The organism is Caulobacter sp. UNC279MFTsu5.1, from assembly GCF_900114015.1.
GTDB lineage: Bacteria > Pseudomonadota > Alphaproteobacteria > Caulobacterales > Caulobacteraceae > Caulobacter.
The window spans coordinates 1-25,617 of record NZ_FORN01000022.1; the positions used below are offsets into that span (position 1 = coordinate 1).

The following is a 25,617-nucleotide window of genomic DNA, read 5'->3' on the forward strand; positions in this document are numbered from 1 at the left end:
CGCACCTTGACCGACACCGGCGGCAGGGACGGGGCGAAATAGCGCTCCATCTGCGAGGGCGCGCCCGGCCAGGGCTGGGCCGCCACCTCCAGCGACAGGGTCCCGGACGTGAAGACGTCGGCCCCGCCCTTCTGGTCGTGGCGCCAGCCCTTGGCGTCGCTGTCGGCCACGAAGCCGTAGCCCGGCGCCGAAGCCGCCAGGTCCTTGTCCTGGCTGATCGTCACCCGCACGATGTTGGGCGCGTAGGTCTCCACCGAAACGTACGAGCCGTTGCGGTCCATCACCGCCAACGGCGCGGCCACGGCCGCCCCGGCCGCCACGCTCAGCGCCAGGCCCAACACCAGCCCAGCCGACCAGCGTCCCGCGACCTTGTTCAGCCGATCCATCGCTTGCTCCCCATAGCCCCTAAACCCCGCCGCGGCGTCGCCGCGCCGATGCGGGACCTTTCTTCATTCCATATCGTTCTTGGCGACGCGCCATACGCTGCGCGATCCTTAAGATCCCTCACCGCCAGTCGACCGCCGCTTCTCCCGCATCAGCGAGCGGCCCGGATCGCTGGCCTATTCCTCCTACCAGAGAGCCAGCCCCCAACGCCCGGAGGCGTCGATCGAGCCAGGCCCTCTCGTCGCTAAATGGCAACGCTGTCATCTCTCTATGGACCTACCCCATCATCAGGATTTGGCAAGCCCATTCCTCATACAAATAGGGTGATTTTTGCAGAAACGGGGGATCGCGGCGCTGACACCGGTGACAATCGGAACGCCCGTCACGCGCCGAGCCATGGGTCGTCAAGAGGTCAAACGTCTTCACATCTCGTTGGATTATCGAGATAATATATTAGACAATTTTCTTAATTCGGCGTCGGAAAGCGACAGAGGGCATTAACAGCGCCCAAAGAGCCAATTAGTCAGACAATTTATCCCGCCCCACCCGGGAAGCACGCATCACGATCGCCCCGGGCACCCCATCGTGACGCGACCTTGATTCTCGACGCCGAGCCTCATTATGTCGGCGCTGCTGGCTCTATGTCGCCGCCATCCTGAATGAGCCATCGAAAATATATCGATCTTTTTCATTTGGACAAAGATTTTTGCATATGAAGCCGAGGGGCCGATTGGCGCGGGCCTTTATGCCTCCCGCTAAGCGACGAAGCGCCAGTTTGCGAGATCAACGAAAGAACGGAAGGCTTGAGCAGCATCGGCGCGCGCCCTCGAACCTAGAACGAACTCTTGAGACGCTCTCCTTTGTACAGCGGCCCCGATCCCTGCCCCAGCCCCGGATTCTCGCCGCCGGCTCTAATGGGAAGAGTCGGAACACGCCCTGGCTCCTCAAGCCTCCGCTTGCCCGCGCGCCCCTCGAAAGCTAGAGGCTGAAGCCCTAGTTTCGAAGGTCGCGCCATGTCGGATCGCAAGTACACCGCGCCCGCCCTGGAAAAGGGCCTGGATATTCTGGACCTGCTGGCGAGCCACGGCCAGGCCATGACCCTTTCCCAGATTTCGGTGGCGATGCAAAAGTCGGTCGGCGAGATCTTCCGGATGATCCACGTCCTGGAGTTCAAGGGCTTCATCGAGACGGTCCCGGGCGCGGAAGGCTACGCGTTGACGAACCGGCTGTTCCGCCTCGGCATGGCGCGCGCGCCGGTCAAGACCCTGCTGGAAGCCGCGCTTCCGCAGATGCGCGAACTGGCCGCGAGGGTCGAGCAATCCTGTCACCTCGCCCAGGCTTCACGCGAGCAGATCGTCGTCGTCGCCCGGATCGAGAACCCCGGCTACTACGGCTATTCGGTGCGCACCGGCCACCGCCGGGACATCGTGGAGGCGACCTCGGGCATGGTGCTCTACGCCTTCCAGCCCCCGCCGGTGCAGATCCGGTGGCGCGAGATGATCTTCAACGGCGTCTCCAAGGCCGGACGAGCCGCCTTCCTGGCCAACGCCGAGCGGGTCGCCCAACAGGGCTATTGGCGCGCCGAAAGCGATCTCGTGCCGAACGTCATCGACGTCTCATCGCCGATCATGGCCGACGGGGCCGCGATCGCGGCCCTGACCATGCCCTACATCCACAAGCGCGGCGTGCGGGCCGTCGACGAGATCATCGCAGAGGTCAAGGCCACCGCCGCGGCGATTTCGCGCGAGATCCAGGGCGTCGCCTAGTCGGCGCCCGTAGACCCTCGCCTGAAAAGGTTATGGCTCGGCATCGGCGGAAGGCGACGCCGGTCGCGCGGAGGTGCGGATTTCGCGCCCTCGGACGCCCAGCGCCCGATTTTTTAAAGCCGCAGACTATTGCGGACAATTTCTGCATATGAAATTACGTTCGCATACAAAACTATAAATGGGGATGGTCCATGGCGCCCAGCAGACGAATGCTCATGCACGGCTTGGCGGCGGCGGGCGCGGCAAGCACTCTGCCCGCTCAGGCGGCCGACCTGGCGCCGACGGGCTTCGACCAGATCGCCGACGGCCCGTTCAAGCCGACCTGGGAGTCCCTCAACGCCGGCTACAAGGCGCCGGATTGGTTTCGTGACGCCAAGTTCGGACTCTGGGCCCACTGGGGCGCGCAGTGCGTGCCCGAGGCCGGCGACTGGTATGCGCGCAGCATGTACCTTCAGGGACAAGCCGCCTACGACCACCACCTGAAGACCTATGGTCATCCCGCCGACACGGGCTTCATCGACCTCTATCCGAAGTGGCGGGCGGAGAACTGGAATCCGGACGATCTGCTGGATCTCTATGCAAAGGCCGGCGCCAAGTACTTCGTCGCCATGGCCAACCACCACGACAATTTCGACGCCTATGATTCCAGGTTCCATGACTGGAACACCGTCAAGATCGGCCCCAAGAAGGACATCATCGGCATCTGGGCCAAGGCGGCGCGCAGGCGCGGTTTACGCTTTGGCGTCTCCAACCACTCCGCCCACGCCTGGCACTGGTTCCAGACCGCCTACGGCTACGACCCCGAAGGCCCCCGCAAGGGCGAACGCTACGACGCCTTCAAGCTCTACAAGATCGACGGCAAGGGGAAGTGGTGGGAAGGCCTGGACCCGCAGCAGCTCTATGCCGGACCGGCCATGCCGATGCCCGACGGTCTTCAAAGCATAGCCGAAGCCGACAAGTGGCACGAAGCCAATGATCGCGTCTGGACCGAAAAGGCGCCGCTGAACAATCCGGCCTTCACGCGCCAGTGGTACCTGCGCTGCAAGGACCTGATCGACAGCTACAAGCCGGACCTCGTCTATTTCGACAATTTCGACCTGCCTCTGGAGCAGGCTGGCCTCGACATCACCGCCCACTTCTACAACGCCTCGCGGCAGTGGAACGGCGGCCGGCTGGAGGCCGTGGTCAACGTCAAGCCCGAACACGGTCGCGTGGTCCCGGGCGTGGTTCCCGACGTCGAGCGCGGCTTGCGCAGCGACATCAGCCCAATCGCCTGGCAGACCGACACCTGCATCGGTTCCTGGCATTACGATCGCCGGATCTTCGAGCAGAAGGGCTACCTGCCAGCGGCCGAAGTGATCCACCGGCTTTGCGACATCGTCTCCAAGAACGGCAACCTGCTGCTCAGCATTCCCGTCCGCCCCGACGGGACGATCGACTCCGAAGAGCGGCGGATCGTCGAAGAGATCGGCGGCTGGATGGGGCGGTTTTCGGACGCGATCCACGGCACCCGTCCGTGGGCGGTGTTCGGCGAAGGACCGACCGAAGTGGCGGGCGGCATGTTCAACGAGGGGAAGCAGAAGCCCTTCACCGCCAGGGACATCCGCTTCACCACCAAGGGCAAGTCGCTCTACGCCATCACGCTCGGGCGGCCCGAGGGCGGTCAGGTGTCGATCGCGTCCCTGGTCAAGGATGGGGCGCACGCCAAGCGGCCGGTCCGGCGCGTGACTCTGGCCGGTGAGCATGCGGCGCTGACCTATCGCCAGGACAGAACCGGCCTCCATGTCACCATCCCCGAGGGCGCGCTCCACCCGTTCGGCGTGGCGCTTCGGATCGAAGGCGTCATCTGACGGCCGCCAGGAACTCGGCCCCCCAAGGCCGCGCCCGCCGTCGAGGGGCCGCCCACCCAGAGGGCCGGATCGACCGCCTTGATGGCTCGGGCGCTGACGTCATAGAGCTCGAAATAGCGGCCTGATCAGCCGTTTCCAGAAACCGTCGAGGTTGGGCTCGTTCCACACCCCGAAGAACCACTTGCGGACCTCCTCGACGCCATAGCGCTGGCGGACGCGCCGGACGAGGCGTCGATCAGATTTCGCCAGGCCCTAGCTTCGGGTGTGCGGTCCTGAGTGCGGACAGTCGCGGACTCCTCCCTTCAATCGGCGGCCGGCCGCAAGCGGCCCGGAGCCAGGAGCTTGCCGCCCAGCCAACGCCGCGCGGGCTCGTCATAGGCCTTGAGGCATACATAGGCGATCGCGACGGCCGCCACGAACACCCCCGCCCCGACCAGCGCGCCCTGCGCCGCGGGAACCTTCTTGTTCACGACCCAGCCGGTGTAGATGTAAACCAGCGGATAGTGGGTGATGTAGAGCGGGTAGGACAAGTCGCCGAAGAAGCGGGCGATCCGCACCGACGGGCCGTCCACGTTCTTCTCGCCGGCCCCGATGACGACGATCAGCGGAAACAGCACGATGACGCAAAGGGCTTCGTAAAGGCCGTTGACCCACAGCCGCTCCGTCCCGCCGAATCTTGGGAGGGCCAGCGCCACGATCAGCAGCAGGCCGCAGACCGCGAAGGCGCCGCCGACCTTGATCCGCCTGCCCAACCGCATCAGCAGCACGCCGGCGAAGAACGGGAAGAGCACGCGCGTGAGGCCGATGCGGATTCCGCCGGCGTCGAGCGCCCACCCGCCGATGACGTCGCCCCGGGGGCCGAACACCAGCATGTGGACGAGCGCCAAGGCCGCCAGAGCCACGAGGCCGCCCAGCGCGCGGTTCGACAGCTTCCGCAGCCCCGCCGCATAGAGGATGTTGGCGAGGTATTCGTAGAACAGCGACCAGGCCGGCCCGTTCAGCGGATAGTTCTCGGTCCAACCACGGATCTCCGCCGACGGCGTCAGCGGGATCATCAGACAGCCGAGCAGCATGACGCCCACGATCTGCCAGACCGAAGCCGCTTCCAGCTTGGGGAAGACGGAGGAGTACTGGAAGACGACGAGGGCCGCGCCGATCAGGCTGCCCATGATGATCATCGGCTGAAGCCGCACCAGGCGGCGCTTGTAGAACTCCCACTGACTCATGCCCGCCGCCCAGCGATCATCGTAGGCGTATGCGATCACGAAGCCCGACAGCAGAAAGAAGAAATCCACCGCGAGGTAGCCGTGGTTGATGATCTGCTTCTGTGGGTTTCCGCCCGCATAGACTTCGAACAAATGGAAGACGACCACCATCAGGGAGGCCACGCCACGTAGGCCGTCGAGAATGACGTAGTGGCCTTTCGGGGACGCTGTCGCGACTGTCGATGTCGCCGCTTCCGACGACGGTGTCGCGAGCGTCCAAGTCTGCTCAGTCATGAGGCCTCCCCGCGCCTTGCTTGCGCCTATGCGGGTTCTGTGGACCCGATGGGAGGCGCATGGCGTCCCGCTTTGGCATTTGCGCCTTCGAATTTACAAGTAAAAATTAATGGCGCTAATAAAATTACCAGATTGGACCTGGCGTGTGAGACTTGTGCGACGGCCTCATCAAGACCTTCATGCACCGCCGACGGCGATGATCGAAAACATCATCGACCACCGGCCGGCCTGAAGAAGCGCGCGGCGAGCGACCAACTCCCGCAACGGCACAAGGCGGCGCCAACCCAATCGCCCCAACGCTCAGCGCGCCGACGCGGCCTCCTCGATGAGCGCGGCGACCTTGTCGGGGTGGGAGACCATCAGGGCATGGGAAGCGCCCTCGATCGCGACGGTCTTGCGCACGTGCGCGCGCTCGGCCATGAACCGGTGGGCTTCGGCGGGAATGTTGCGATCGGCCGAACCGTAGATCACATAAGACGGCAGCCGCTTCCACGACGCCGCCGTCGCCATGTCGGAGAGCGCGCGCCGTTCTCGACTGCGACACGGGATTTGCGTTGAGGGCCGCGGCGGTCGACGGCGTGGGCATCGCCCAGTTGCTGCGCTGGACGGTGGACGAGGACCTGCGAGCCGGTCGACTGGAGATCGTCTTGCCCCCCGCCCGCTGAGCCATTGCAGATCCTGCACGCTTTCGGTCGCTTCCAATCCCTGAGGGCGCGATTGTTCGCCGACTTCGTGGCCGATCAACTGGCGGCGCTGGGCCGCGCGGCCAACGCCCCGAAACAGGGTTAGACGGCCTAGACCTAAGTACAGTTCCGTTTAGGACGCCCTCGCCGATACCAACACTGTCGAGCCGTGTTAATCGGACGCGACAGGGATGATGAACGTAAGAGTTTTTCCGATTTCATCTTACGGCCGACGAAACGGCAGACGAGCGTCCCACCTGTCCGGCTCAAATCCGCGCGGCGTCCGCGGTCCAAGACCTGGACCGTGGACGCCGCGCCCCGCAGCCGGCCCGCGAGGAGACCGCCATGACCAACCCTGACCAAAGCCCCACCATCGCGCGTGAACCCGGCCGCGTCCGCGTGTTGTTCGAAGGCCATGACATCGCCGACAGCGACGACGTGGTCGTGGTGCACCAGCCGGATCATCCGCCGACGCGCTATTTCCCGCGCAAGGACGTGTTCATGGTGTTCCTGAGTCAGACCGACAAGGTCACTCGCAACCCCGACAAGGGTGACGCGCGCTACTTCACCATCTATCGCGACCAGCACCTGGTCGAGAACGTGGCCTGGTCGTACGAGGCGCCCCACGCGGCCTTCGCCGACATCGCCGGCCGCATCGCCTTCCATCCCGAACACGTCGAGTTCCAGGCCCAGGGCCGCACGGCGGCCGACACGGCGATCGCCGACGAAGATGTCGAGATCGACGGCTAGGTCCGCGAGCCCGACGTAACGCGCCCTTTCAGAGGAGGACAGGATGAGCCCAGCCCCGATCAGGATCCTGCTGCAGACCACGATCGTTCCGACAGCGGACGACTGGTCCATCGCCCGCTTCAGCAAGCTGGGTCAGTTGCTGGCCGCGCAGGTCGGAGCCGACGGCCGGCGGCTGTATGACGTGACCCTGCGCGACCGCGACCCACCGGACGCGCCCGACGCGGTGCTCTCGACCCTGGACCGCAGCGACTTCGACCAGCTGTGGCTGTTCGCCGTCGACGTCGGCGACGGGCTGACGCACGAGGACTGCGGCGCGATCTCGCGCTTTCGCCGCGCGGGCGGCGGGCTGATGGTGACGCGCGACCACATGGACTTGGGATCGTCGATCTGCACGCTGGGCGGCGTCGGCGCGGCGCATTATTTCCACACGCGCAACCCGCATCCCGACCCGGCCCAGCACACGCCCGATGACCCCTATACGACCGCGATCTCGTGGCCGAACTTCCATTCCGGGGCCAATGGCGACTACCAGACGATCACGCCGGTCCAGCCCGTCCATCCGGTGCTGAGCGATCCGGCCTCGCCCACCGGCTCGATCCGTCACCTGCCCTCGCATCCGCACGAGGGCGGGGTCCGGGCGCCCGAGGACGAAGGCGCCCGCGTCATCGCCATGGGGACCAGCAAGGCCACGGGCCACCCGTTCAACATCGCCGTGGCCTTCGAGGCGGGACCGGCCGGCGGACGGGCGATCGCCCAGAGCACGTTCCACCATTTCGCCGACTACAACTGGGACGTCCGGTCGGGCAGCCCGAGCTTCGTCGTCGAGCCCCCCGGCGACGGTCTGATCACTACGCCCCAGGCCATGGCCGACACCCAGCGCTACGTGCTCAACGTGGCGGACTGGCTCGGCGCCAAGGCGTAGCTCATTCGCGACCGATAGAGCCAGGCGCCGAACCCTCAGGGCTAAACCTTTGGATAGGTGTCGCCCGACGGGATTTGAGCCGATGAAAGACGCTCGCGGCGACGCCAGCCGCGCAAGGACCGATGACTTGTCCATTGTGCCTCTTTTCGCGATCGTCGACGACGACAAGGCCATGCGCGAAGCCCTGGCGGAACTGATCGAGGTGTTCGACTTCGCCTGCCTCACCTTCGACGGGAGCGAGAGCTTCCTGGCCGCGCACGCCCCGGGACGCTTCGCGGGCCTGGTCACCGACCTCAACCTGCTGGGCGAAAGCGGGCTGCAGCTCCAGCAGCGCCTGAAGGCGCTCGATCCGGCCCTGCCCGTCATCATCATCTCCGCCCAGACCGACCAGGCCACGCGAACGCGGGCCCTGGCGTCGGGCGCGATGGCCTATCTCACCAAACCTATCAACGACCAGGTTCTGCTCGGGCACCTCAACGCGGCCCTGGACCAGGGGCGTGGAACCTTCGAACCCGACTGAGCCCGTGTGGCCCGACCGATCCACGACCTGCCTTCCAGACCCTTCATTCGACATGTCCGACAGTCCGACGACCATGAGCCACGAGGCCTTTGGCCAAAACGCCTTTGGATCGGTCGACGCGTTGGCGGATCTATGCGCCGAAAGCATCATCGTCTTTGGCTTGGACCTATACCGGGGGATAGCCTGTCCCCGCCCTTTCACCCAATCGACCCACGACCGCTGGCGGCTCTAGCCTCTGATCCTCGTTTCCGGATCAGGCTTGAGTAGTGACATGAAAATCGTGGTGGCGGGCGGCAGCGGACGGATCGGCGGCAAGCTCGTCTACAATCTGCGCCAGGACGACCACAAGGTCCTCGAGGCCTCGCCGACCTTCGGTGTCGACACGGTCACCGGCGCGGGGCTGAAAGCGGCCCTGGACGGGGCGACCGTGGTCGTGGACGTGACCCAGTCACCGTCCCTCGACGGCGCGGACGCCAGGGCCTTCTTCGAGACATCGAGCCGCAATCTGATCGCCGCCGGTCTCGCCGCGGGCGTGCGGCACCATGTCGTCCTGTCGATCGTCGGCGTCGATCGCCTGCAGGCCAGCGGCTACTTCCAATCCAAGAAGATTCAGGAAGACCTGCTGAAGGCGTCTGGCCTTCCCTTCACGGTCCTGCGCTCGACCCAGTTCTTCGAATTCATCACCGGCGTGGTGCAGGACGGCCTCGATGACGACGTGGTGATCTCGCCGGCCCTGGTGCAACCGATCGCCGGCGAGGAGGTCGCCGAGGCCCTGGCCGACATCGTCCTGGGCCCGCCGCTGAACCGGATCACCGAGGCAGCCGGCCCCGAACGCCTTCGCCTGGACGATCTGGCGACCCAGGTCCTCACCGCCTACGAGGACCCCCGCCGCGTCGTCGCCGACGTCCACGCCCGCTATTTCGGCGCGGAGCTGGACGATCGGTCCCTGCTTCCAGGCGACGGGCCGCGCATCGCCTCCACACGCTTCCACGACTGGCTGCGCCAGAGCCTGCAATCGCCAACGCACGCCGCACGTGTCTCGAACCGGAAGAGTTGAACGCCATGAAGATCGTTGTCACGGGCGGCACGGGCGTCGTCGGCTCCAAGATCGTCAAGATCCTCGCGACACAGGGCCACCAGGTCACGGCCGCCTCGCAGCGGACGGGCGTCGACGTGATCACCGGCGAGGGCCTGGACGAGGCGCTCGTCGGGGCCGAGGTTGTGGTCGACGTCGTCAACGCACCGGCCTTCGACGACGCCACAGCCCTGCGGTTCTTCGAGACCTCCAGCCGCAACATCCTGGCGGCGGCTTCGGCCACGGGCGTGCGCCACTATGTGGGCCTGTCGATCGTCGGATCGGAGCGGCTGTCCGGGAACGGCTATTTCCGCGCCAAGCTGGTCCAGGAAGGGCTGATCAAGGACGGCGGCGTGCCGTTCACGATCGTCCGCTCGACCCAGTTCTTCGAATTCCTCCACGCCGTGGTCGAGGCGGCCGCGGACGGCCAGGAGGTTCGGCTGTCGCCGGCCCGCGTCCAGTTCGTAGCCGCCCAGGATGTCGCCAGCGCCCTGGCCGACATCGCCACACGCGCGCCGATGAACGAGACCCTGGAGGTCGCCGGCCCCGATCCCTTCCGGCTGGACGAGTTGGCTCGGCGGTACCTGGCCGCCCGCGGCGACAGCCGGCGCGTCGTGGCCGATCCCCAGGCGCTGTATTTCGGCACGATCCTCAACGACGAAACCTTGATCGCGGGCGCGGTTCCACGGTTCGGCCACACCGAGTTCGACAGCTGGCTCGGCCAACAGACCGCCGCCGCCCTCTAGCCCCGCCCAGGACGCTCCGCCATGACCGATGTCGCTCCCGTAACCCTGGCTCAACTGCGCGCGGCGTTTCCCGCCCTGCCGGAGTCACCGCTGATCGACCGGGCATTCGCCTACGCCCGCGACCGCAGCCCCGCCTATCTGTTCAACCACGTCGCCCGCTCGTGGATGTTCGCCGCCAGGCTGGCCGCTCTGGAACTCGTGGAGCACGACGCCGAGGTGTTGGCGGTCTCGACCCTGCTGCACGACCTGGGCCTGACCGACCACGCCCCGGGACCCAACCGTTTCGAGGTCAATGGGGCCGGGGTCGCCGCAGCGTTCGCGCGCGAACAAGGCTTTGACGATCGGCGCGCCCAACTGGTCTGGGACAGCATCGCCCTGCATGCGACCCCGTCGATCAGCGTCTTCAAGGAGCCGGAAGTCGCGCTGTGCGCGCGCGGCATCGGGATCGACTTTGGGACGCCTGATAACGACGTCCTGGGCGCGGCGGCGATCGCTTCGACCATCGCCGCCGCGCCCCGACTGGACATGAAGCGCCGGTTCACCGCCTGCCTGTGCCACATGGCCAAGACCCGGCCCGAGATCACCTACGCCAATTTCATCCGCGATTTCGGCGAGCGGTTGGTGCCCGGCTACCGGGCGCCGTCCTGGGTCGACGCGGTGTTCAGCGGCCCCTTCTCCGAATAGACCAGACTCGCAAAAGGGCCGGCGCCGATTAAGGCGCCCGGCCCTCAGGCTTTGTCAGAGAGACTCCGCCTCAGTCCGCGGCCATGGACTCGTCGAGCCATTCCTCGAAGGTCGTCTCGCCCAGCATCGCGCCAGCGTCCGGGATCAAGGTCCCGTCGTCCAGCACGGCGCCGAAATAGAGCGCCTTGGGGTCGGCCACGACGGTGCGAGGATCCTGCTGGGCGCTCAGATATTGCTCGGCGAAGGCGTCGAGGCGGAACGTCTCGGGGCCGGCGACCTCGAGCGCGCCGTTGACCGGCTGCCCCACCACCACCTTGGTCAGGGCGGCGGCGACGTCGTCGGCCGCGATCGGCTGAATCAGCACGGGCGGCAGGCGGATAGCGTCGCCGGCCGCCGCCGCGTGGACGATGCCGCCCACGAACTGGAAGAACTGCGTCGAGCGCAGGATGGTGTAGGGCGTCGGCGAGGCCTTGATCAAAGCTTCCTGAGCCAGCTTGGCGCGGAAATAGCCACTGGCCTGCAGGCGCTCGGTCCCTACCACCGACAGGGCGAGGTGATGCTTGACGCCGGCGACCTGCTCGGCGGCCAGCAGGTTGCGGCCCGCGGTCTGGAAGAACGCCATGGCCGCGTCGTCCTCGAACGACGGCGAATTGGCGACATCGACGACGACGTCGGCGCCGTCCAGCGCCCCAGCCAGGCCCTCGCCGGTCAGGGTGTTGACCCCGGTGTTGGGCGCCGCGGCGATGACCTCGTGGCCCAGGCGGGACAGGTTGCTGACGGTCTTGGACCCGATAAGTCCAGTCCCGCCGATGACGACGATCTTCATGCCACATCTCCTGAAGTGATGCCGCAGAGAATAATATGGACGCCAAGAACGATGCTACAGATATCATTTAGTCAAAATGCATGAGGCATATCATCAACGTCGCCTAACCCGGATCTCGAAAATCATACCTACAGCGTCGAGAACTACTCTCACGGAAGTAACGCATGTTTCTTTGCGCACAGATAACTACTCTTTCGGCGCCTCTTTTCGGAAAAACCTAAACCCGCGAGCAACTCCGGCTAGCGTTGGCGCCGCCCGACCTGTCCCCGCAGCCATACGCCCCTATGCCCGGGACATAGCCCCGCGCGCTTCGCGAACGGTGGCCGCCATCCCGGCGGGCTCGGCATCCTCGGGGCTCTTCAACTCCACCGAAGGACCAGACATGACCCCGCGCTTCGCCCCCTTCAAGATCGTTACGGACCTGACCAACGCCCTGCTGGCCGTCGAAAAGGCGCTGGCCGCGACCAGCATCGAACACAGCCTCGCCGAACTGGTGAAGATCCGCGCCTCGCAGATCAACGGCTGCGCTTTCTGCGTCCACATGCACGTCACCGACGCCAAGGCGCACGGCGAAACCGACATGCGCCTGTTCCTGCTCGACACGTGGCGGGAGTCGCCGCTGTTCACCGACCGCGAGCGCGCCGCCCTGGCCTGGACCGAGTCCCTGACCAGGATCGCCAAGACCGGCGCCCCGGACGCCGACTACGAGCTGGTCAAGAGCCAGTTCACGGACATCGAGATCGCGACCCTCTCGGTGATGATCGGCCAGATCAACGCCTGGAACCGCCTGCAGGTGGCCGCTCGCGCCGTACACCCGGTCCAGCCGGCCGTCGCGGCCGCCTAGGCCGGGATCGCAGGGCCTGAAGCGATCCGAAACCGCAACTTCGGATCGCCGATAAGACGGTAGTCCCTCCCCCAGGACGAAACGTCGTCTTCGCGCGCGCCTCGGCTCCTCGCCCCGAAGGGTCGAGGCGCGCCTCCCGGCCCTCGCGCCCGCGCCGCCTCTCGAAAGGGATCATCATGCTGAAATCAACCTGCCTCGGCCTGGCCGCCGTGCTCGGCGTCGCCGCCCTGGCCAACGGCGTCTTCATGCTGCTCGCCCCCGAAGCCTGGTACTTCGCCGTGCCAGGCGTGACGACGACGGGGCCGTTCAACCAGCACTTCGTTCGCGACATCGGCCTGATCTTCCTGTTCATGGGCGCGGGCTTCCTGGCCGGCGCGCTCCAGCCTCGCCAGCGTCTGCTCTTCTGGGCGGCCCCGACGATCTGGCTCTCCGGGCATGCGCTGTTCCACTTCTGGGAAGTGGCGGTCGGCATCTGTTCGGCCTCGGTCATTCCCCGCGATTTTCCGGCGGTGACCCTGCCGGCGATCCTGGGATGGCTGCTGACGGCCTGGGCGTTCCGCACCCGCGCGCCGGAGGACGCGGTATGAGCCCGGCGTCCACTCTCCTCGCCGAGCATGACGCCTCGACCGCCTCCGTCGTCGCCGACCTGATACAGACCGCGCTGCGCGCCGCTGAAAGCCGAAGCTTCGGCGACCAGAAAGCCTGGGCGAACGGCGAACCAAGTCCCGGCCAGGACCGTCGGCGCGCCCCGCCCCAGGGCACGCAGCTGGCGCCCTGGCGCGCCAAGAAGCTCGACCGCTTCATCGAGGAAAACCTCGATCGCAAGCTGAACCTGGAGATCCTGGCGCCGCTGGTCAGGCTGAGTTGCAGCCACTTCGCCCGGGCCTGCCGAAACACCTTCGGACTGTCCCCGCGCGAGCTGGTGATCCGCCGCCGCATCGCCCGCGCCCAGGCGCTGATGCGCGGCTCCAAGACGCCGCTCAGCCAGGTGGCCCTGGAGTGCGGCTTCGCCGATCAGGCCCATTTCTCGCGGTTGTTTCGCCGAACCGTTGGGATGACCCCGCGCGAATGGCGCCGCGACAACCCCGCTCCCTGCTCCCACTGAAGAGACGCCCCATGCATCTGCAAGACCATCATGCCTCGCGCCGCGTCGTCATGACCGCGGGCCTGGGCCTCGCCGCCGCCGCGACCGCCCTGCCCTCGCACGGCGCCGCGCAGGCCAGCCCTTCCTCCTCCCCCTCGCAAGGAACCATGACCATGGGCAGCGGCTACGTCACCACCAAGGACGGCGCGCAGATCTTCTACAAGGACTGGGGCCCCAGGACCGCCCAGCCGATCGTGTTCCACCACGGCTGGCCGCTCAGCGGCGACGACTGGGACAACCAGATGCTGTTCTTCTTGGCGCAGGGCTATCGCGTCATCGCCCATGACCGCCGCGGCCACGGGCGCTCGACCCAGACCGACGTCGGCAACGACATGGACACCTACGCCGCCGACCTCGCCGTGGTGACGACTCACCTGAATCTGAAGAACGCCATCCACGTCGGCCATTCCACCGGCGGCGGCGAGGCGGCGCGCTACGTCGCCCGCTACGGTGGCGACAGTCGGGTGTCCAAGGTCGTGCTGATCGGCGCGGTGCCGCCGATCATGCTGAAGACGCCGGCCAATCCCGGCGGCTTGCCGATCGAGGTGTTCGACGGCCTCCGGGCGGCCCTGGCGGCCAATCGCTCGCAGTTCTATCGGGACCTGCCGTCGGGACCGTTCTACGGCTTCAACCGCCCTGGCGCGAAGGTCCGCCAGGCGCTGGTCGACAACTGGTGGCGCCAGGGGATGATGGGCGGGGCCAAGGCCCAGTACGACTGTATCGCGGCCTTCTCGGCGACCGACTTCACTGACGACCTGAAGACGATCGAGGCGCCAGTGCTGCTGATGCACGGCGACGACGACCAGATCGTGCCGATCGCCGACGCCGCCCTGGTGGGGATCAAGCTGCTGAAGAAGGGCGCGCTGAAGGTCTACAAGGGCCTGCCGCACGGCATGGCCACGACCCACCCCGACATCATCAACCCGGACCTGCTGGCGTTCTTCAAGAGTTGACCACCGCGCAGGCGCGACGCCTCCCGACCGATCGAGGGGCGTCAGCCGCCCGGCCGCGCGTCGTCGCCGACCGGCAAACTCACGCGGAACATCGCCCCGCCCGCCGGATGGTTCGTCACGCCGATCTCCCCGCCATGCTCGGCGATGATCGACTGGCAGATCGAAAGGCCGATCCCCATGCCGGTGTCCTTGGTGGTGAAGAACCCGTCGAACACGCAGCCCAGGTCCGCCTCGGCGACGCCGGGGCCGGTGTCATGGACCGACAAGGTCACGGCGTCGGTCCCATCGACATCGATCTTCAGTTCGATGCGGCGCTCCCGGGCGTTGGCCTGCGCGATCGCCTGGATGCCGTTGACCAGCAGGTTGACGACGACCTGCTGCAGTTGCACCCGATCTCCGACCACGGGCGGAAGTTCGCCGGCGTCCACGCGCAGCAGGGTGATCCCCTGCGCGTCGAGGTCGTGGCGCACGAAGTGCAGCGCCTCATCGACCACCTCCGCTAGGTCGAGGGCCAAGCGCTCCGGCTCCTGCTTGGCCGCCATGCTCCGCACGCGCTGGATGATGTCGTTCGCCCGCAGGGCGCTCGCCGCGATCCGCCCGATCAGTTCACGAGCCTTGGCGAGGTTCGGCTCCTCCCGCGCCAGCCATCGCAGGCCGGTTTCGGCGTTGGTGACGATGGCCGCCAGCGGCTGCCTGACCTCGTGAGCGATCGAGGTGGCCAGCTCCCCCAGCATCGAGACGCGCGCGGCGTGCGCGAAGTCCGCCTGCAGGCGGCGAAGTTGGGCCTCGGTCCGCAGGCGCTCGGTGATGTCCTCCATGGTGATGAACGTGGTGTCGAGATGCTCCGGGGGCGCAGGATAGGTGACCGAGAACACGACGTCGCGCACCCGGCCGTCGAAGGTCGCCATCCTGGCCTGCTCGACATAGTTCCGGCGCCCCTCGAAGTGAGCGACCATCACGCGCTTGGCCATGTCCGGAGTGGCCGCGAACAGATAGCGGACAGGCCGGATCAGATCCGTTGCGGCGCCCGCCCCGAACAGGGCGACCGCCGCCCGGTTGATCTCGGTGACCAGGACGATGTCCTTGGCGATTTCCACCAACTCCGGATGCGCGTCGAGATGGGCGGCGATGTCCGTCACGCCCTCGGCCCGGAGGCGCTCGAAGACCTCGCCGGCGTCCCGCGCGTCCACGTACCAGAGGGGCGTAGGCGTATGGTGGATCAACATCCGGAAGCGGTCTTCGCCCGCCTGCCGCGCGCCCACGGTTTCCTCGACGACCGGGTCGCGATGGTCGTTGGAGGCGCCGAGCGCCCGCGCCATGGGGTCGAGATCAAGATCGCCATGCGCTTCCGCAACGGCGGGATCGCCCCCCGACAGGCGCCACACCATCGTCTAGGAGCGCCTTTCGCGCAGGGCCTGGGGGATCGCTTCCCAGGCCCGGATCAATTCGCCGACCGAGCTGGCCTGCATCTTGCGCATCACGTTGCTGCGGTGAAGCTTCACCGTGATCTGGCTGATGCCGAGGTCGAAGGCGATCTGCTTGTTGAGCCGGCCCCGCGCCACCTCGGCCAGCACTTGGCGCTCACGTGGCGTGAGTACGGCCAGCAGGTCGAGATGGCGCCTGACGGCGTTCGCATTCGCCCTTTGAACCCGGTCCCGCTCGATGCCGGCCGCGACCGCGTCGAGGAGCGTCTGGTCCCGCACCGGCTTGGTGAGAAAGTCGACGGCGCCGGCCTTCATCGCCTGGACCGTCATGGGGATGTCGCCGTGTCCCGTAAGGAAGATGATCGGCTTGGGATCGCCGCTTCGCACCAGGTGATGCTGCAGGTCCAGGCCGCTGGAGCCGGGCATCCGCACGTCGAGGATCAGGCATCCCGGACGGTCGACGAGGCCGGACTCCAGCCATTCGCGGGTCGAGGCGAAGGCGGCTGCGTCGATCCCCACCGATTCCAGGAGCTCGGCCAGGGCCATCCGCACATCGGGATCGTCATCGACGATCCGGACGAGCGGGCGCTCCGCCAGACCGGCGTCCGCTGGCGTTGTCGAGCCTGGAGACTGATATCGCTGCTCCTGATCCATTCTTACTCCCCTGGGGCTGACGCGGTCATTCTCCACGGGAGACCAGCGGGCGGCGCCCCTGAAACAGTCGACCGCGCGCCCCGGATCGGGGGATGTGCGCCCCCCTCACTTGGGGTTACCATCACGCCCATTCCCGGCGGCAAGTACGTGTTCACCCTCGCGACTTGGGAGTCAGGGGGAACGGCAGGACCAGCTTTGCGATCGATCTGGGCGATTTTCATCGCGGCGCTGCTGTGGCCGCCCGTCGCGGCGCTGGCGGCCGATCCGCCCCGCCGCCTCGCCCACTACACGCACCAGCGATGGACCGAGGAAGGCGAAGCGCCGGCTCCGGTGCTGGCGATGGCTCAGGGACGCGACGGCTTCCTCTGGCTCGCCACCGGCGAAGGGCTGTTTCGCTTCGACGGGATCAGCTTCGAGCCCATCAACGCCGAGAACGGCGACGAGCGCCATGACCTGCCGAGCGCCCTTCTGGTCGCACGCAACGGCGACGTCTGGACCAGCTTCGCCGGATCACATCGGTTCGCCGTCTATCGCGGCGGCAAGCTGCGCGTCTTGAGCACGCCAGCCGCCCCCGACCGGATCGCGGCGCTCGCCGAGGGCAAGGACGGGACGATCTGGGCTCTGACCGCCAAGTTCGACGCCGAGCTTCTGCAGCTCCGCGACGGCCAATGGCGGCTGTTCGGCGCCGACCAGGGCCTACCGCGCGACGACGCTCTCAGCCTGCTGGTGGCGGCCGACGGCTCGGTCTGGATCTCACTCTGCAATTCGGTCGTTCGACTGCGCCCGGGGACCGAGCGGTTCGAAAGCGTGCGAACGACCCCGCGCGCGAACGGCATGCTCTCGCAGGACCCCGAGGGCCGGATCTGGCTGTCCGAAAAAGCCGGGAGCTATCCCCTCACCGGACCTGGCGGGCGCGGGGCGCCGCCGCCTCTCCGCTCGCCCTACCGCACCGACGACTCGCTGATCCGCGGCGCGCCCATGTTCGACCGTTCGGGAAATCTCTGGATCGCGATGCGCTATCAGGGCGTGCAGCGCGTGGCGGCGGCCCCGACAGGCTCGCCCTCGTCGGGGCGCATGGCCCCTCAGGTCGAATCCTTCCGCGGTCGCGACGGCCTGTCCTCGGACGTGACCACCCAGGTCCTGGAGGACCGGGAGGGCAACATCTGGATTGGCACGGAAAAGGGCCTGGACAAGTTCCGGCCCGCGACCTTGCGGTCCGAGCCCGAGCTAACCGACCCCGCCGCGTTCGGCGACAAGCTGATGACGGCCTCGGACGGCAGCGTCTATATCGGCCAGGCGCGGACGATCTATCGGGTCGGGCCGGGCGGCGATCCAGAGCCCATCCTGCGCGACGTCCGTGAACCGCAGAGCCTCTGCGAGGCGCCGGACGGCGCCATCTGGATCGCGTTCGCCACGCGCATCGCGGTCTGGAAAAGGGGCCGTCCCCTCCGGACCTTCGCCCGTCCCGATACCGACAGCATCGTCTACGACTGCGCGTTCGACACCTGGGGCGACTACTGGATCTCCGCGGCCGCCGGCGGGCTGCTTCGTTACCGGGACGGCCGGTGGGAGGCGATGTTCGAGCCGCCCGGCGCCGGTCATCCCAGTCCCCTGACCATGGTTCGCGACGCCCAGGACCGCCTGGTGGTGCAGTGGACCGACCGCAAGCTGACCTGGATTGACCACGCCGCGCGCACGGTCGCTCCCCTGGACGTCGGCCCCGGCGAGCCCACGGCGCTGACGCTCTATCCGACCTCCAACGGCGACCTGTTCGCCGCCGGGACGTTCGGCCTTTCCCGCTTCCGCCTCGGGCGCGTGGACACGCTCTGGGCCGACCGGACGTCGCCGTACAGCCGCATCAGCGGGATGGTGCGGACGCCGGAAGGCGATATCTGGATCGCCTATCCCAGGACCCTGGTGCGGATCGGCTCCCAGGATCTGGAGCGCGCCTTCGCCGCTCACGCCTTTCCACCGGCTGGGCTTTCGCTAGGGTTCGGCGACGGCCTGACCAGCCGTCCCCATTCGCACACCCAGCGCTCCCTGGTTCAAGGCGGCGACGGACGATTGTGGATCGCCACTGAGACCGGCGCCCTCTGGATGGATCCCAAGCGCATCGTGCGGAACCACCAGCCGCCAGGCGTTGCGATTAAGTCCCTCACCGGCAACGACCGTCTCCACCGCGATCCTGGTTTCCTCAAGCTCAGGGCGGCGACGTCCAACGTCGAGATCGACTACGCCGTGCTGAACTTCGCCGATCCCAAGCAGGTCAGCGTCCGTTACAGGCTCGAAGGGTTCGACAAGGCGTGGATCGACCCCGGCCCGCGCCGGCAGGCCTTCTACACCAACCTCGGCCCCGGCAAGTACCGCTTCCGGGTGATCGCGGCGAACAACGAGGGCGTCTGGAACAAGGCCGGGGCCGCGGTCGACTTCGAAATCCCGCCGACCTTCCTGCAATCGCGCTGGTTCCTCGCCCTGTGTCTGGGCCTGGCCTTCGTCCTCCTCTGGCTGCTTTATCGCCTTCGCGTCGCTCAGATCGGGCAGCGCCTGCGCGTCGGCCTTGAGGCGCGGCTGGGCGAGCGCGAGCGCATCGCGCGCGAATTGCACGACACCCTGCTGCAAAGCGTGCAAGGCTTGGTGCTGCGCTTCCAGTCGGTGGCCAACAAGATGCCGCCCGGAGACCCGTCGCGAGACCTGCTGGAATCCGCGCTCAAGCGCGCCGACGACGTGATCATCGACGGACGCAACCGAGTCCGCGACCTCAGGATCGCCGAAAGCCCCAGCGACCTGCGCGCGGTTATCGAGGAAGGCGTGAGCGCGGCCGGGTTCGATCCGCCGATCACCGTCCGCATCGTGGCCGAGGGCGCGCCGCGCGCGGTGCACCCTTTGGTTTCCGCCGAAATCGGCCGGATCGCCGGCGAGGCCCTGTTCAACATCGCACGCCACGCCAAGGCCAGGTCGGTCGAGATCGCGATCAGCTTCGTCGGGCCTCAGCTGAGCGTCCGGATCCGTGACGACGGCGTCGGAATCCCCGAGACGGTGATGGCCGCGGGACACAAGCCTGGTCACTTTGGTCTGGTCGGCATGCGGGAACGCGCGCAGAGGATCGGCGGCGTCTTGACCATCGAAAGCCAAGCCGGCGCAGGCGCCGAAGTCGCCGTGAAGCTACCGGCCAGACTGGCCTTCGCGGACAAGGCGCCGGACAGGTGGCGGCTGTCGGCGTTGTTGCGTCGTTTCAGGAGAGCGTTCGTTGCCTGACCTCAGCCCAAGTCCGATCCGCATCCTCGTCGTCGACGACCATCCCATCCTGCGCGAGGGTGTCGCCGCGATCCTCGAGGACCGGGCCGACATGGTCCTGGTCGGCGAGGCGCGGGACGGCGTCGAGGCCATCGTTCGCTTTCGCGAGCTGCTGCCGGACGTCACCCTGATGGACCTGCAGATGCCGGGCATGGGCGGCGTCGAGGCGATCAAGGCGATCCGCGCCGAACATGCCGCCGCCCGCATCGTCGTGCTCACCACCTATGACGGCGACGCCCAGGCGGTCCGCGCATTGAAGGCGGGCGCGACAGGGTATCTGCTCAAGAGCAGCCTGCGCACCGAGATGCTGGACGCCATCCATGCCGTGCACCAGGGTCGCCGGTACCTGCATCGCAACATCGCCGACGAGATCGCCATGCACATCGTTGACGACGCCCTCAGCGACCGCGAAGTGGCGGTCCTGCAACTGGTCGCCGTCGGCAAGGCCAACAAGCAGATCGCCTGGGAGCTGGGGATCTCCGAGGAAACGGTGAAGGGCCACCTGAAGGCCATCTTCACCAAGCTTGACGTGTCCGACCGAACGCACGCGGTCACGGTGGCCGCGCGCCGCGGCATCATCGAACTTTAGCGCGCAGCCCTAGTCGTAGGTGATGGTCACCGGCGCGTTGGCTGTGAAGGCGGCGTTCTTGGTCCCCTTGGGCACGACCAGACTCGCGCCGATGCGGACCGTGTCCGTGCCCTGGGCGTTGAGCTGGCCGAGCCGGCTGGCGGTGATGTTACCGCTATTGGCGGACCACAGGGTGAAGGCGGTGACTGTCAGTCCACCGGGCGTGGCGGTAGCCGAAACCAGCGGCGTCACCCGGTAGATCCGGCCCGGCTCGCCGGTGATGACGCGGATGGCCGGGGTCTCGTCGCCGTTGGGCAGCAGTTGGACCTCGGTCGCGGTCCGCGTCGTGGGCGGGGCGGAGCTCAGGACCACATTGGAGGTCGCAGGGCCGGCGCCGTTGTACTGCAACCTGCCGAACGACATCTGAGCGGTCGTCGAGACGCTCATGGTGCGGATGATCGTCGCGGTTCCTGCGACGGTGCGCTGGGCGGCGTAGGCGGCGGTGGCCATCAGCACCGCCGCGCCGATCACGCCGCAGATCCGCCATGTCGCCCAGCCGGAAAGGGAGCCGCGCATCTAGTTCACCACCACGGAATAGGTCCAGGCCGTGGAGCCGGTGACGGCGCTGGAGTTGAAGGTCGCGTCGAAGGCCAGCTTGAAGCTGGCGGTGAAGCTGTTGTTGGTGCTGACGATCGAAAACACCAGGGGCGCGGCCGGGCCGGGCGCGGCCGGCGAGAAGGTGACGCCGGTCTGGGTCGACAGGTTGGAGACGTTGAAGGCCGGAATGGTGGTCGAACGGCCCGAGGTGGTGGTCCCGTTGGTGATCGTCACCGTATAGGTCTTCTTGCAGTTGCCGGACGACTGGGTGCAGGTGATCGTCACCGTCGGCACGGTGGCGTCGGTGGCGGTCAACCGGATCGCCGTGCCGCTGACCCGGGTGACCGCGCCGGTCGCCGCATCCACATGGAAGCGCGACACCGAAGAATCCGCCACCACCTTGCCGATCCCGAGCCCCGGGATCGCCGAAATGGAAATATTTTCCGCGTGCGATACGCCGACACCCAAAACAAGCGTCAGTCCGAATCCCAGAATTGTTTTGCGAAATGCCCCGACCATAGGAAACTGTTGCGGACAAAGGGAGCGCTCTTCAATCCCCCATACTGGGTATATCGCCCGTTTCGGGCGGGGATATCTTCCACTGAGCTTATTCGTCGCGACGCGGGCGGCGACGCAGAGATCGATGGTCGCGTGGTGGGGATGGGTCATGGCGCGCCAAGCTCCAGGTTGATGGTCGCCCTGCCCGCGAACCCACCCGTCGCGGGGACGGTCAGGTCGACCGGCGCGGTCATGACCAGTTTCAGGCGTCGGGCCTGCTCGGGGTCCAGCCGGACGGCGTAGACGCCGGGCCTCAAGGCCTCCAGGATCAGGGTCCCGTCATATTCGCTCCGCCCCTCGGCGGCGACCCGGCCGGCCGCGTCGATCAGCTGAACCTGGACCGCCGAGAGTCCGCGCGGCGCCTGGCCGGGACGCTGGAAGAGCACGTGCAGCTCGACCTCGCCGGTCACGGTCAGCGGAAAGCGCGCGACCGCCACCCGGCCGGGACGCGGCGTCAGCCGGAGGGTCCGCGGCGGCATGGCCAGATAGGGATCGTCGATGGAGTCGGCGTCGATCTGGACCTGGGTCCAGGCGCCGTCGCCCAGACCGTTGGCCACGGCCTCGCCCGCGGCGTCGGTGACCGCCGGGCGGCGGCCGCCCAGGACCGAGACCCCGGGCAGAGCCTGCTCCCCGGCTTGGCGCCGGCCATCGCCGTTGGTGTCGACGAACGACTCGACCGCAACCGCCCCGCCCGAGGCCGCTCCGGGACCCAGGGCCCGGTAGCGGCGACGCAGCGGATCGAAAGTCAGGCCCAGATTGATCTGCAGCCCGACCCGAAAGTCGTCGATTCCCGAGGTGTAGCTGGCGGCCAGGGACAGGTCCATCGGCCGCAGCCGCCAGGTCTGGGCGGCCTGAACGGTGGTCTGGCCGTCCTCGAACCCGTGGCCCAGGCTCAGATGCAGGGCGCTGCGTTCAGCGGTCTGGCGGTCGGCCGACACCACGACGGCTTTCAGCCGGGCGGTCGGCGCCAGTTCATAGGCCAGGCCGCCGCGCACCTGCCAGGCGCCGCCCGTCAGGACCGAAGCGTCGAGCGCGCCAGTGAACATCTCGTTCCTGGCCGCCGCGCCGCCGGACACCCGCTGATAGTCCCAGGCCGAGGAGATCAGGTAGCGGCCCAGCACCCGGCTCAGGCGCGCATTGGCCTGGATCCGCCGCTCGCCATCGACGAACTCGTCGCGGCCCAGCCGCAGAGATAGCGGCAGATCCGTCTTGCCCAACCGCGCGACGAGGTCGGCGTAGAGACTGGTGTTGCGGCGCAAGGCGATCGCCGCGCCCAGGGCCGCCGGCTGCACCTCGTCGATGAACCCGCCGACATATTCGCTGTGGCGCACGACCAGCGAGGCGTCGCCCACCCTTCCGGCCAGGCCGATCGCCGCCGCCCCGCCGCCGGCGTCGTCTCCCGCGGTGTCGAGCTGTAGGGCATAGGCGCCCAGGGACGTCGCCACGCCCAGGGTCGCGACCCGCCGGGTGTCGTCCAGGCGCGGCGTGTACTGCGAAACGCCGGCCGAGAGGGTCGTGGAAGCGCTGATCCCGTGCGAAAGGCTGCCGGCGATCCGCCACTGCCCCTGGCCGGCGACCTTCGCCGGCGCGACCGCGCCGTCGACGTCGAACAGCGGCGCGCCTTCCTGGACGGCGCCGAAGCTGTAGACGGTCTGGCCCTTGGCCAGCTGGCCGCCGCCGACATTGACCCGCCGCACCTCTTCGCGCCGCTCGCCGTGCGGGCCGTAGAACACCAGGCGGATGACGTTCTGGCCGTAGGCCAGGCTGACCTGGAGAAATTCGTAGCGGCCCTGGATCGGCTGCGCCTGGGCCGCGCGCAGCACTTCGTTGACATAGAGCTCAACCTCGAAGCCAAGCGGCAGTTCGCCCCGCAGATCGACCCGGTCGAAGACATTGAGCTGTTCGAGGGGCGCGGAGGTGATCGCCACGCCGCGTCCGCCGACACTGCGCGCGCCCAGCGCCAGCGTGGGCGAGAAGGTGTCGCCGACGCTGGCGAGGGTGGCGCCGAACGGCCCGGCGATCTTGCCGTCGGGGTCCTTGCGGGTCGCCAGCACGCGCAGGGTATTGAGCCGCCAGTCGCTGTCGGACCCGGCGAAGACCTGCAGCCCGGTCCAGGCCAGATCGCCGGCCGCCCGGAGCTCGTAGACGCCGGTGCGGCGCGGCTGATGGTTGCCGGCCCCGGTGGAGAGGTTGATGTCGATCGAGGGCGCGGTGAACGCCTCATAGGGGGTGACCAGGGTGGTGACCGCCTCCTGACCCGCGCCGCCGGCCGGTCCGATGCGGCGGCGTGCGCGCGCCAGGCGGTCCTGGAACGGCAGCGAGATTCGCGGCGTCAGGGTCAGGGTCAGGTCGGCCAGGTCCGCCTTGGCGTCCAGCGGCAGGATTCGCTGCAGCATGTCCAGGCGGACATAGATCTCGTCGCCCTGGAACGCCGCGTCGGTGGCCGACAGGCTGAAATCCTTGCCCTCCGCCCGCACCTGATGGCTGTCGAGGTCGAGGCGGAATCGGTTGTCCTCAGAAGCCACCCAGCCCTCGGCGCGGCGCCGGGAAGGGTCGACCACGATCGCCAGGTCCAACAGACGCGACAGCTCGCCCAGCGGCACGAACACCCCGGCGCGCGAGGAATAGGCCCCCAGGCCGTCGCTCAGCGTCTCGCCCCCGGCGTGGACCTCGAACAGCAGCAGGTCGTCGGGGGAAAACAGCGGCGGCCGATCGACGATCGGCCCTTGAAGGGCGTTGGCAGCGGCGTCGTTCGGGGCCCCGGCGGCGACCGCCGGCGCTTCGCCGCTCGGTCCGGCCGGCGGCGCCATGGTCGCGGCCCGGGCGCCGCCGGCCACCAACAGCGCCGTCGCCAGGATCACCGGGGTCCGGCGGTTCATGGGACCGTGAAATCAGCCGTGGCCAGCGGCGTCCCCGCGCGCGTGTCGTCGTCGCGGAAGACGATGCTGAGGGTCTCGCCCCTGGCTGGAATCCGGGTCAGCGGCAGGGCCAGGGTGCGACGGTCGATCTCGCCGTAAACGGCGACCCCCTTGGCTCCGCCGACGACCTCGCCCGGTTTGCCGGCCTTGACGGCGCGGATCTCGATATCGCCGAACAGCGAACTGGCGCCCTGGCGGACCAGGTCGATCGTCAGGAAGGCCGTCTGTTTTGAGGGGGCCGCGCCTGAAGCGGTCTGCGGGTCCTTGACCGCGAACCGGACGGCGTCGATCCCTGCCTGGACGTCCGCCGGGCCCTGGCGGACGATGACCGGAATGCTGACGCTGAACAGGGCGACGATACGGACGGCCAGCTCTCCCGCGCCGGGGGCCGCGGCCTCCTCGGCGGTGAGACCGGCGGTCTCGGGCGGCACGTCGGTCACGGTCAGGTGAGTACGATATTCGCCGACCGCCAGATCGGCGGGGCGCAGCACGCGGATGCGCACCGTCTGACTCTCGCCCGGCCGCAGGGTCACCCGCCGAGGCGCGAAGGTCAGCAACGCCGCCGCGGACTTCAGCCGGGCGTTGGCCGCGGCCCCTTCCGGCGCGTTCGCCGATTCCGCGACCGTGCGAATCTGGCCGTCGGGGGTCATGACCCGGTCGACGAGACCCAGGCTGTAGGTCGCCGCCTGGGAGCCGCGGTTGAAGATGTAGACCGTGGCGCTGCGCCCCGCCTCGTCGAAGGTCACGCGCTTGGGAGAAATGCTGAGATCGGCGCCGACCTGCGCCCTGACGAACGACGGCGAGCCGACGGCCGTCGCGGCGATCATCGAGATCGCGGCGAGACCCAACAGTCTTCGCGAAAACATGCACCCCCCATAAAAAGTCACTCTATTCTTTGATCGAAGCGTTCACGAAATTACTTGCCCGCGCAACGGCGCGAATTGTCCCACCCTCGCCG

General features: G+C 67.6%; 24 protein-coding genes and 1 pseudogene. 14 read left to right on the forward strand and 11 right to left on the reverse strand.

All coding sequences use genetic code 11. The features are described 5' to 3' along the window. Positions 1-386, reverse strand: a pseudogene (locus tag BM066_RS13750) (alpha-glucosidase); the annotation flags it as partial. A gap of 1,011 nt (positions 387-1,397) precedes the next feature. Here BM066_RS13750 and BM066_RS13755 point away from each other — a divergent pair. Both BM066_RS13755 and BM066_RS13760 read left to right on the forward strand, forming a co-directional pair. Next, on the forward strand, positions 1,398-2,150 hold the full coding sequence (locus tag BM066_RS13755; protein ID WP_018062093.1) for an IclR family transcriptional regulator: 753 nt from the start codon (positions 1,398-1,400) through the stop codon (positions 2,148-2,150). Positions 2,151-2,341: 191 nt separating this feature from the next. Beyond that, complete coding sequence (locus BM066_RS13760) at positions 2,342-4,000, forward strand: alpha-L-fucosidase (protein ID WP_026176550.1); 1,659 nt, start codon at positions 2,342-2,344, stop codon at positions 3,998-4,000. A 99-nt stretch (positions 4,001-4,099) separates the two neighbouring features. Here BM066_RS13760 and BM066_RS27035 read toward each other — a convergent pair whose 3' ends face one another. From BM066_RS27035 to BM066_RS26465, 3 genes are all read right to left on the reverse strand, one after another. Then, positions 4,100-4,249 carry a GH39 family glycosyl hydrolase gene (locus BM066_RS27035; protein WP_369823247.1) on the reverse strand — a complete coding sequence of 50 codons (150 nt, stop codon included), beginning with the start codon at positions 4,247-4,249 and terminating at the stop codon, positions 4,100-4,102. 53 nt (positions 4,250-4,302) lie between these two features. Continuing rightward, complete coding sequence (locus BM066_RS13770; protein ID WP_026176549.1) at positions 4,303-5,499, reverse strand: acyltransferase family protein; 1,197 nt, start codon at positions 5,497-5,499, stop codon at positions 4,303-4,305. A gap of 300 nt (positions 5,500-5,799) precedes the next feature. Then, positions 5,800-6,183 carry an alpha/beta fold hydrolase gene (locus BM066_RS26465; protein WP_255367587.1) on the reverse strand — a complete coding sequence of 128 codons (384 nt, stop codon included), beginning with the start codon at positions 6,181-6,183 and terminating at the stop codon, positions 5,800-5,802. Between the two features lie 344 nt (positions 6,184-6,527). Here BM066_RS26465 and BM066_RS13780 point away from each other — a divergent pair, with 344 nt between their 5' ends. The 6 genes from BM066_RS13780 to BM066_RS13810 all read left to right on the forward strand — a co-directional run bounded on the left by BM066_RS13780 (position 6,528) and on the right by BM066_RS13810 (position 10,879). Further along, on the forward strand, positions 6,528-6,932 hold the full coding sequence (locus BM066_RS13780) for a DUF427 domain-containing protein (RefSeq protein ID WP_049801106.1): 405 nt from the start codon (positions 6,528-6,530) through the stop codon (positions 6,930-6,932). A 43-nt stretch (positions 6,933-6,975) separates the two neighbouring features. Further along, a complete protein-coding gene (locus BM066_RS13785; protein ID WP_018062086.1) occupies positions 6,976-7,854 on the forward strand; it encodes a hypothetical protein in 879 nt (292 codons plus the stop codon). A gap of 136 nt (positions 7,855-7,990) precedes the next feature. Further along, the gene (locus tag BM066_RS13790) at positions 7,991-8,374 is read left to right on the forward strand and encodes a response regulator transcription factor (protein WP_089928888.1); all 384 of its coding nucleotides are present in this window, start codon (positions 7,991-7,993) and stop codon (positions 8,372-8,374) included. Positions 8,375-8,645: 271 nt separating this feature from the next. Then, positions 8,646-9,431, forward strand: coding sequence for an SDR family oxidoreductase (locus tag BM066_RS13800; RefSeq protein ID WP_018062083.1), 786 nt, complete (start codon positions 8,646-8,648; stop codon positions 9,429-9,431). A 5-nt stretch (positions 9,432-9,436) separates the two neighbouring features. Beyond that, entirely contained in the window at positions 9,437-10,195 is a 759-nt protein-coding gene (locus BM066_RS13805; protein ID WP_018062082.1) for an SDR family oxidoreductase, read from the forward strand. Positions 10,196-10,216: 21 nt separating this feature from the next. Further along, on the forward strand, positions 10,217-10,879 hold the full coding sequence (locus tag BM066_RS13810) for an HD domain-containing protein (protein WP_018062081.1): 663 nt from the start codon (positions 10,217-10,219) through the stop codon (positions 10,877-10,879). Between the two features lie 70 nt (positions 10,880-10,949). On the opposite strand, the gene BM066_RS13815 is transcribed toward BM066_RS13810, so the two are convergent. Beyond that, a complete protein-coding gene (locus BM066_RS13815; protein ID WP_018062080.1) occupies positions 10,950-11,705 on the reverse strand; it encodes an SDR family oxidoreductase in 756 nt (251 codons plus the stop codon). Between the two features lie 382 nt (positions 11,706-12,087). On the opposite strand from BM066_RS13815, the gene BM066_RS13820 reads away from it, so the two are divergent. The 4 genes from BM066_RS13820 (at position 12,088) to BM066_RS13835 (ending at position 14,646) form a co-directional block, all read left to right on the forward strand. Then, on the forward strand, positions 12,088-12,549 hold the full coding sequence (locus BM066_RS13820) for a carboxymuconolactone decarboxylase family protein (protein WP_018062079.1): 462 nt from the start codon (positions 12,088-12,090) through the stop codon (positions 12,547-12,549). 176 nt (positions 12,550-12,725) lie between these two features. Further along, entirely contained in the window at positions 12,726-13,136 is a 411-nt protein-coding gene (locus BM066_RS13825) for a hypothetical protein (protein WP_018062078.1), read from the forward strand. Further along, a complete protein-coding gene (locus BM066_RS13830) occupies positions 13,133-13,654 on the forward strand; it encodes a helix-turn-helix transcriptional regulator (protein WP_018062077.1) in 522 nt (173 codons plus the stop codon). The genes BM066_RS13825 and BM066_RS13830 overlap by 4 nt, the downstream gene beginning before the upstream one ends. 11 nt (positions 13,655-13,665) lie before the next feature. Further along, positions 13,666-14,646 (forward strand): alpha/beta fold hydrolase, encoded by a 981-nt coding sequence (locus tag BM066_RS13835; RefSeq protein ID WP_018062076.1) that lies wholly within the window; start codon positions 13,666-13,668, stop codon positions 14,644-14,646. Between the two features lie 41 nt (positions 14,647-14,687). On the opposite strand, the gene BM066_RS13840 is transcribed toward BM066_RS13835, so the two are convergent. Both BM066_RS13840 and BM066_RS13845 read right to left on the reverse strand, forming a co-directional pair. Further along, positions 14,688-15,965, reverse strand: coding sequence for a sensor histidine kinase (locus tag BM066_RS13840; RefSeq protein ID WP_018062075.1), 1,278 nt, complete (start codon positions 15,963-15,965; stop codon positions 14,688-14,690). Between the two features lie 72 nt (positions 15,966-16,037). Further along, positions 16,038-16,724: a response regulator transcription factor gene (locus BM066_RS13845; RefSeq protein ID WP_049801105.1), complete on the reverse strand. Its 687-nt coding sequence runs from the start codon at positions 16,722-16,724 to the stop codon at positions 16,038-16,040. Positions 16,725-16,919: 195 nt separating this feature from the next. Between BM066_RS13845 and BM066_RS13850 the strand changes: the two genes are divergently transcribed. Then, the gene (locus BM066_RS13850) at positions 16,920-19,979 is read left to right on the forward strand and encodes a sensor histidine kinase (protein ID WP_018062073.1); all 3,060 of its coding nucleotides are present in this window, start codon (positions 16,920-16,922) and stop codon (positions 19,977-19,979) included. Beyond that, positions 19,972-20,607 (forward strand): response regulator, encoded by a 636-nt coding sequence (locus tag BM066_RS13855; RefSeq protein WP_018062072.1) that lies wholly within the window; start codon positions 19,972-19,974, stop codon positions 20,605-20,607. The genes BM066_RS13850 and BM066_RS13855 overlap by 8 nt, the downstream gene beginning before the upstream one ends. 9 nt (positions 20,608-20,616) lie before the next feature. On the opposite strand, the gene BM066_RS13860 is transcribed toward BM066_RS13855, so the two are convergent. The 4 genes from BM066_RS13860 to BM066_RS13875 form a co-directional block, all read right to left on the reverse strand. Continuing rightward, the gene (locus tag BM066_RS13860; RefSeq protein ID WP_018062071.1) at positions 20,617-21,162 is read right to left on the reverse strand and encodes a DUF4402 domain-containing protein; all 546 of its coding nucleotides are present in this window, start codon (positions 21,160-21,162) and stop codon (positions 20,617-20,619) included. Next, a complete protein-coding gene (locus tag BM066_RS13865) occupies positions 21,163-21,579 on the reverse strand; it encodes a hypothetical protein (protein ID WP_255367585.1) in 417 nt (138 codons plus the stop codon). It abuts the gene before it with no gap. Positions 21,580-21,848: 269 nt separating this feature from the next. Then, complete coding sequence (locus BM066_RS13870) at positions 21,849-24,620, reverse strand: hypothetical protein (RefSeq protein ID WP_018062069.1); 2,772 nt, start codon at positions 24,618-24,620, stop codon at positions 21,849-21,851. Then, entirely contained in the window at positions 24,617-25,525 is a 909-nt protein-coding gene (locus BM066_RS13875; protein WP_029669047.1) for a fimbrial biogenesis chaperone, read from the reverse strand. Before BM066_RS13875 ends, BM066_RS13870 begins: the two co-directional genes overlap by 4 nt. Between the last annotated feature and the right edge of the window lie 92 nt (positions 25,526-25,617).

Bases quoted from the DNA above. Each gene is read 5' to 3' on its own strand.
- BM066_RS13800 (WP_018062083.1), top strand. From the start codon at position 8,646: ATGAAAATCGTGGTGGCGGGCGGCAGCGGACGGATCGGCGGCAAGCTC.
- BM066_RS13785 (WP_018062086.1), top strand. From the start codon at position 6,976: ATGAGCCCAGCCCCGATCAGGATCCTGCTGCAGACCACGATCGTTCCG.
- BM066_RS13805 (WP_018062082.1), top strand. From the start codon at position 9,437: ATGAAGATCGTTGTCACGGGCGGCACGGGCGTCGTCGGCTCCAAGATC.
- BM066_RS13845 (WP_049801105.1), bottom strand. From the start codon at position 16,724: ATGGATCAGGAGCAGCGATATCAGTCTCCAGGCTCGACAACGCCAGCG.
- BM066_RS13770 (WP_026176549.1), bottom strand. From the start codon at position 5,499: ATGACTGAGCAGACTTGGACGCTCGCGACACCGTCGTCGGAAGCGGCG.
- BM066_RS13860 (WP_018062071.1), bottom strand. From the start codon at position 21,162: ATGCGCGGCTCCCTTTCCGGCTGGGCGACATGGCGGATCTGCGGCGTG.
- BM066_RS13835 (WP_018062076.1), top strand. From the start codon at position 13,666: ATGCATCTGCAAGACCATCATGCCTCGCGCCGCGTCGTCATGACCGCG.
- BM066_RS13810 (WP_018062081.1), top strand. From the start codon at position 10,217: ATGACCGATGTCGCTCCCGTAACCCTGGCTCAACTGCGCGCGGCGTTT.
- BM066_RS13870 (WP_018062069.1), bottom strand. From the start codon at position 24,620: ATGAACCGCCGGACCCCGGTGATCCTGGCGACGGCGCTGTTGGTGGCC.
- BM066_RS13780 (WP_049801106.1), top strand. From the start codon at position 6,528: ATGACCAACCCTGACCAAAGCCCCACCATCGCGCGTGAACCCGGCCGC.
- BM066_RS13825 (WP_018062078.1), top strand. From the start codon at position 12,726: ATGCTGAAATCAACCTGCCTCGGCCTGGCCGCCGTGCTCGGCGTCGCC.
- BM066_RS13875 (WP_029669047.1), bottom strand. From the start codon at position 25,525: ATGTTTTCGCGAAGACTGTTGGGTCTCGCCGCGATCTCGATGATCGCC.
- BM066_RS13815 (WP_018062080.1), bottom strand. From the start codon at position 11,705: ATGAAGATCGTCGTCATCGGCGGGACTGGACTTATCGGGTCCAAGACC.
- BM066_RS13840 (WP_018062075.1), bottom strand. From the start codon at position 15,965: ATGGCGCGGGCGCTCGGCGCCTCCAACGACCATCGCGACCCGGTCGTC.
- BM066_RS13760 (WP_026176550.1), top strand. From the start codon at position 2,342: ATGGCGCCCAGCAGACGAATGCTCATGCACGGCTTGGCGGCGGCGGGC.
- BM066_RS13830 (WP_018062077.1), top strand. From the start codon at position 13,133: ATGAGCCCGGCGTCCACTCTCCTCGCCGAGCATGACGCCTCGACCGCC.
- BM066_RS13820 (WP_018062079.1), top strand. From the start codon at position 12,088: ATGACCCCGCGCTTCGCCCCCTTCAAGATCGTTACGGACCTGACCAAC.
- BM066_RS13755 (WP_018062093.1), top strand. From the start codon at position 1,398: ATGTCGGATCGCAAGTACACCGCGCCCGCCCTGGAAAAGGGCCTGGAT.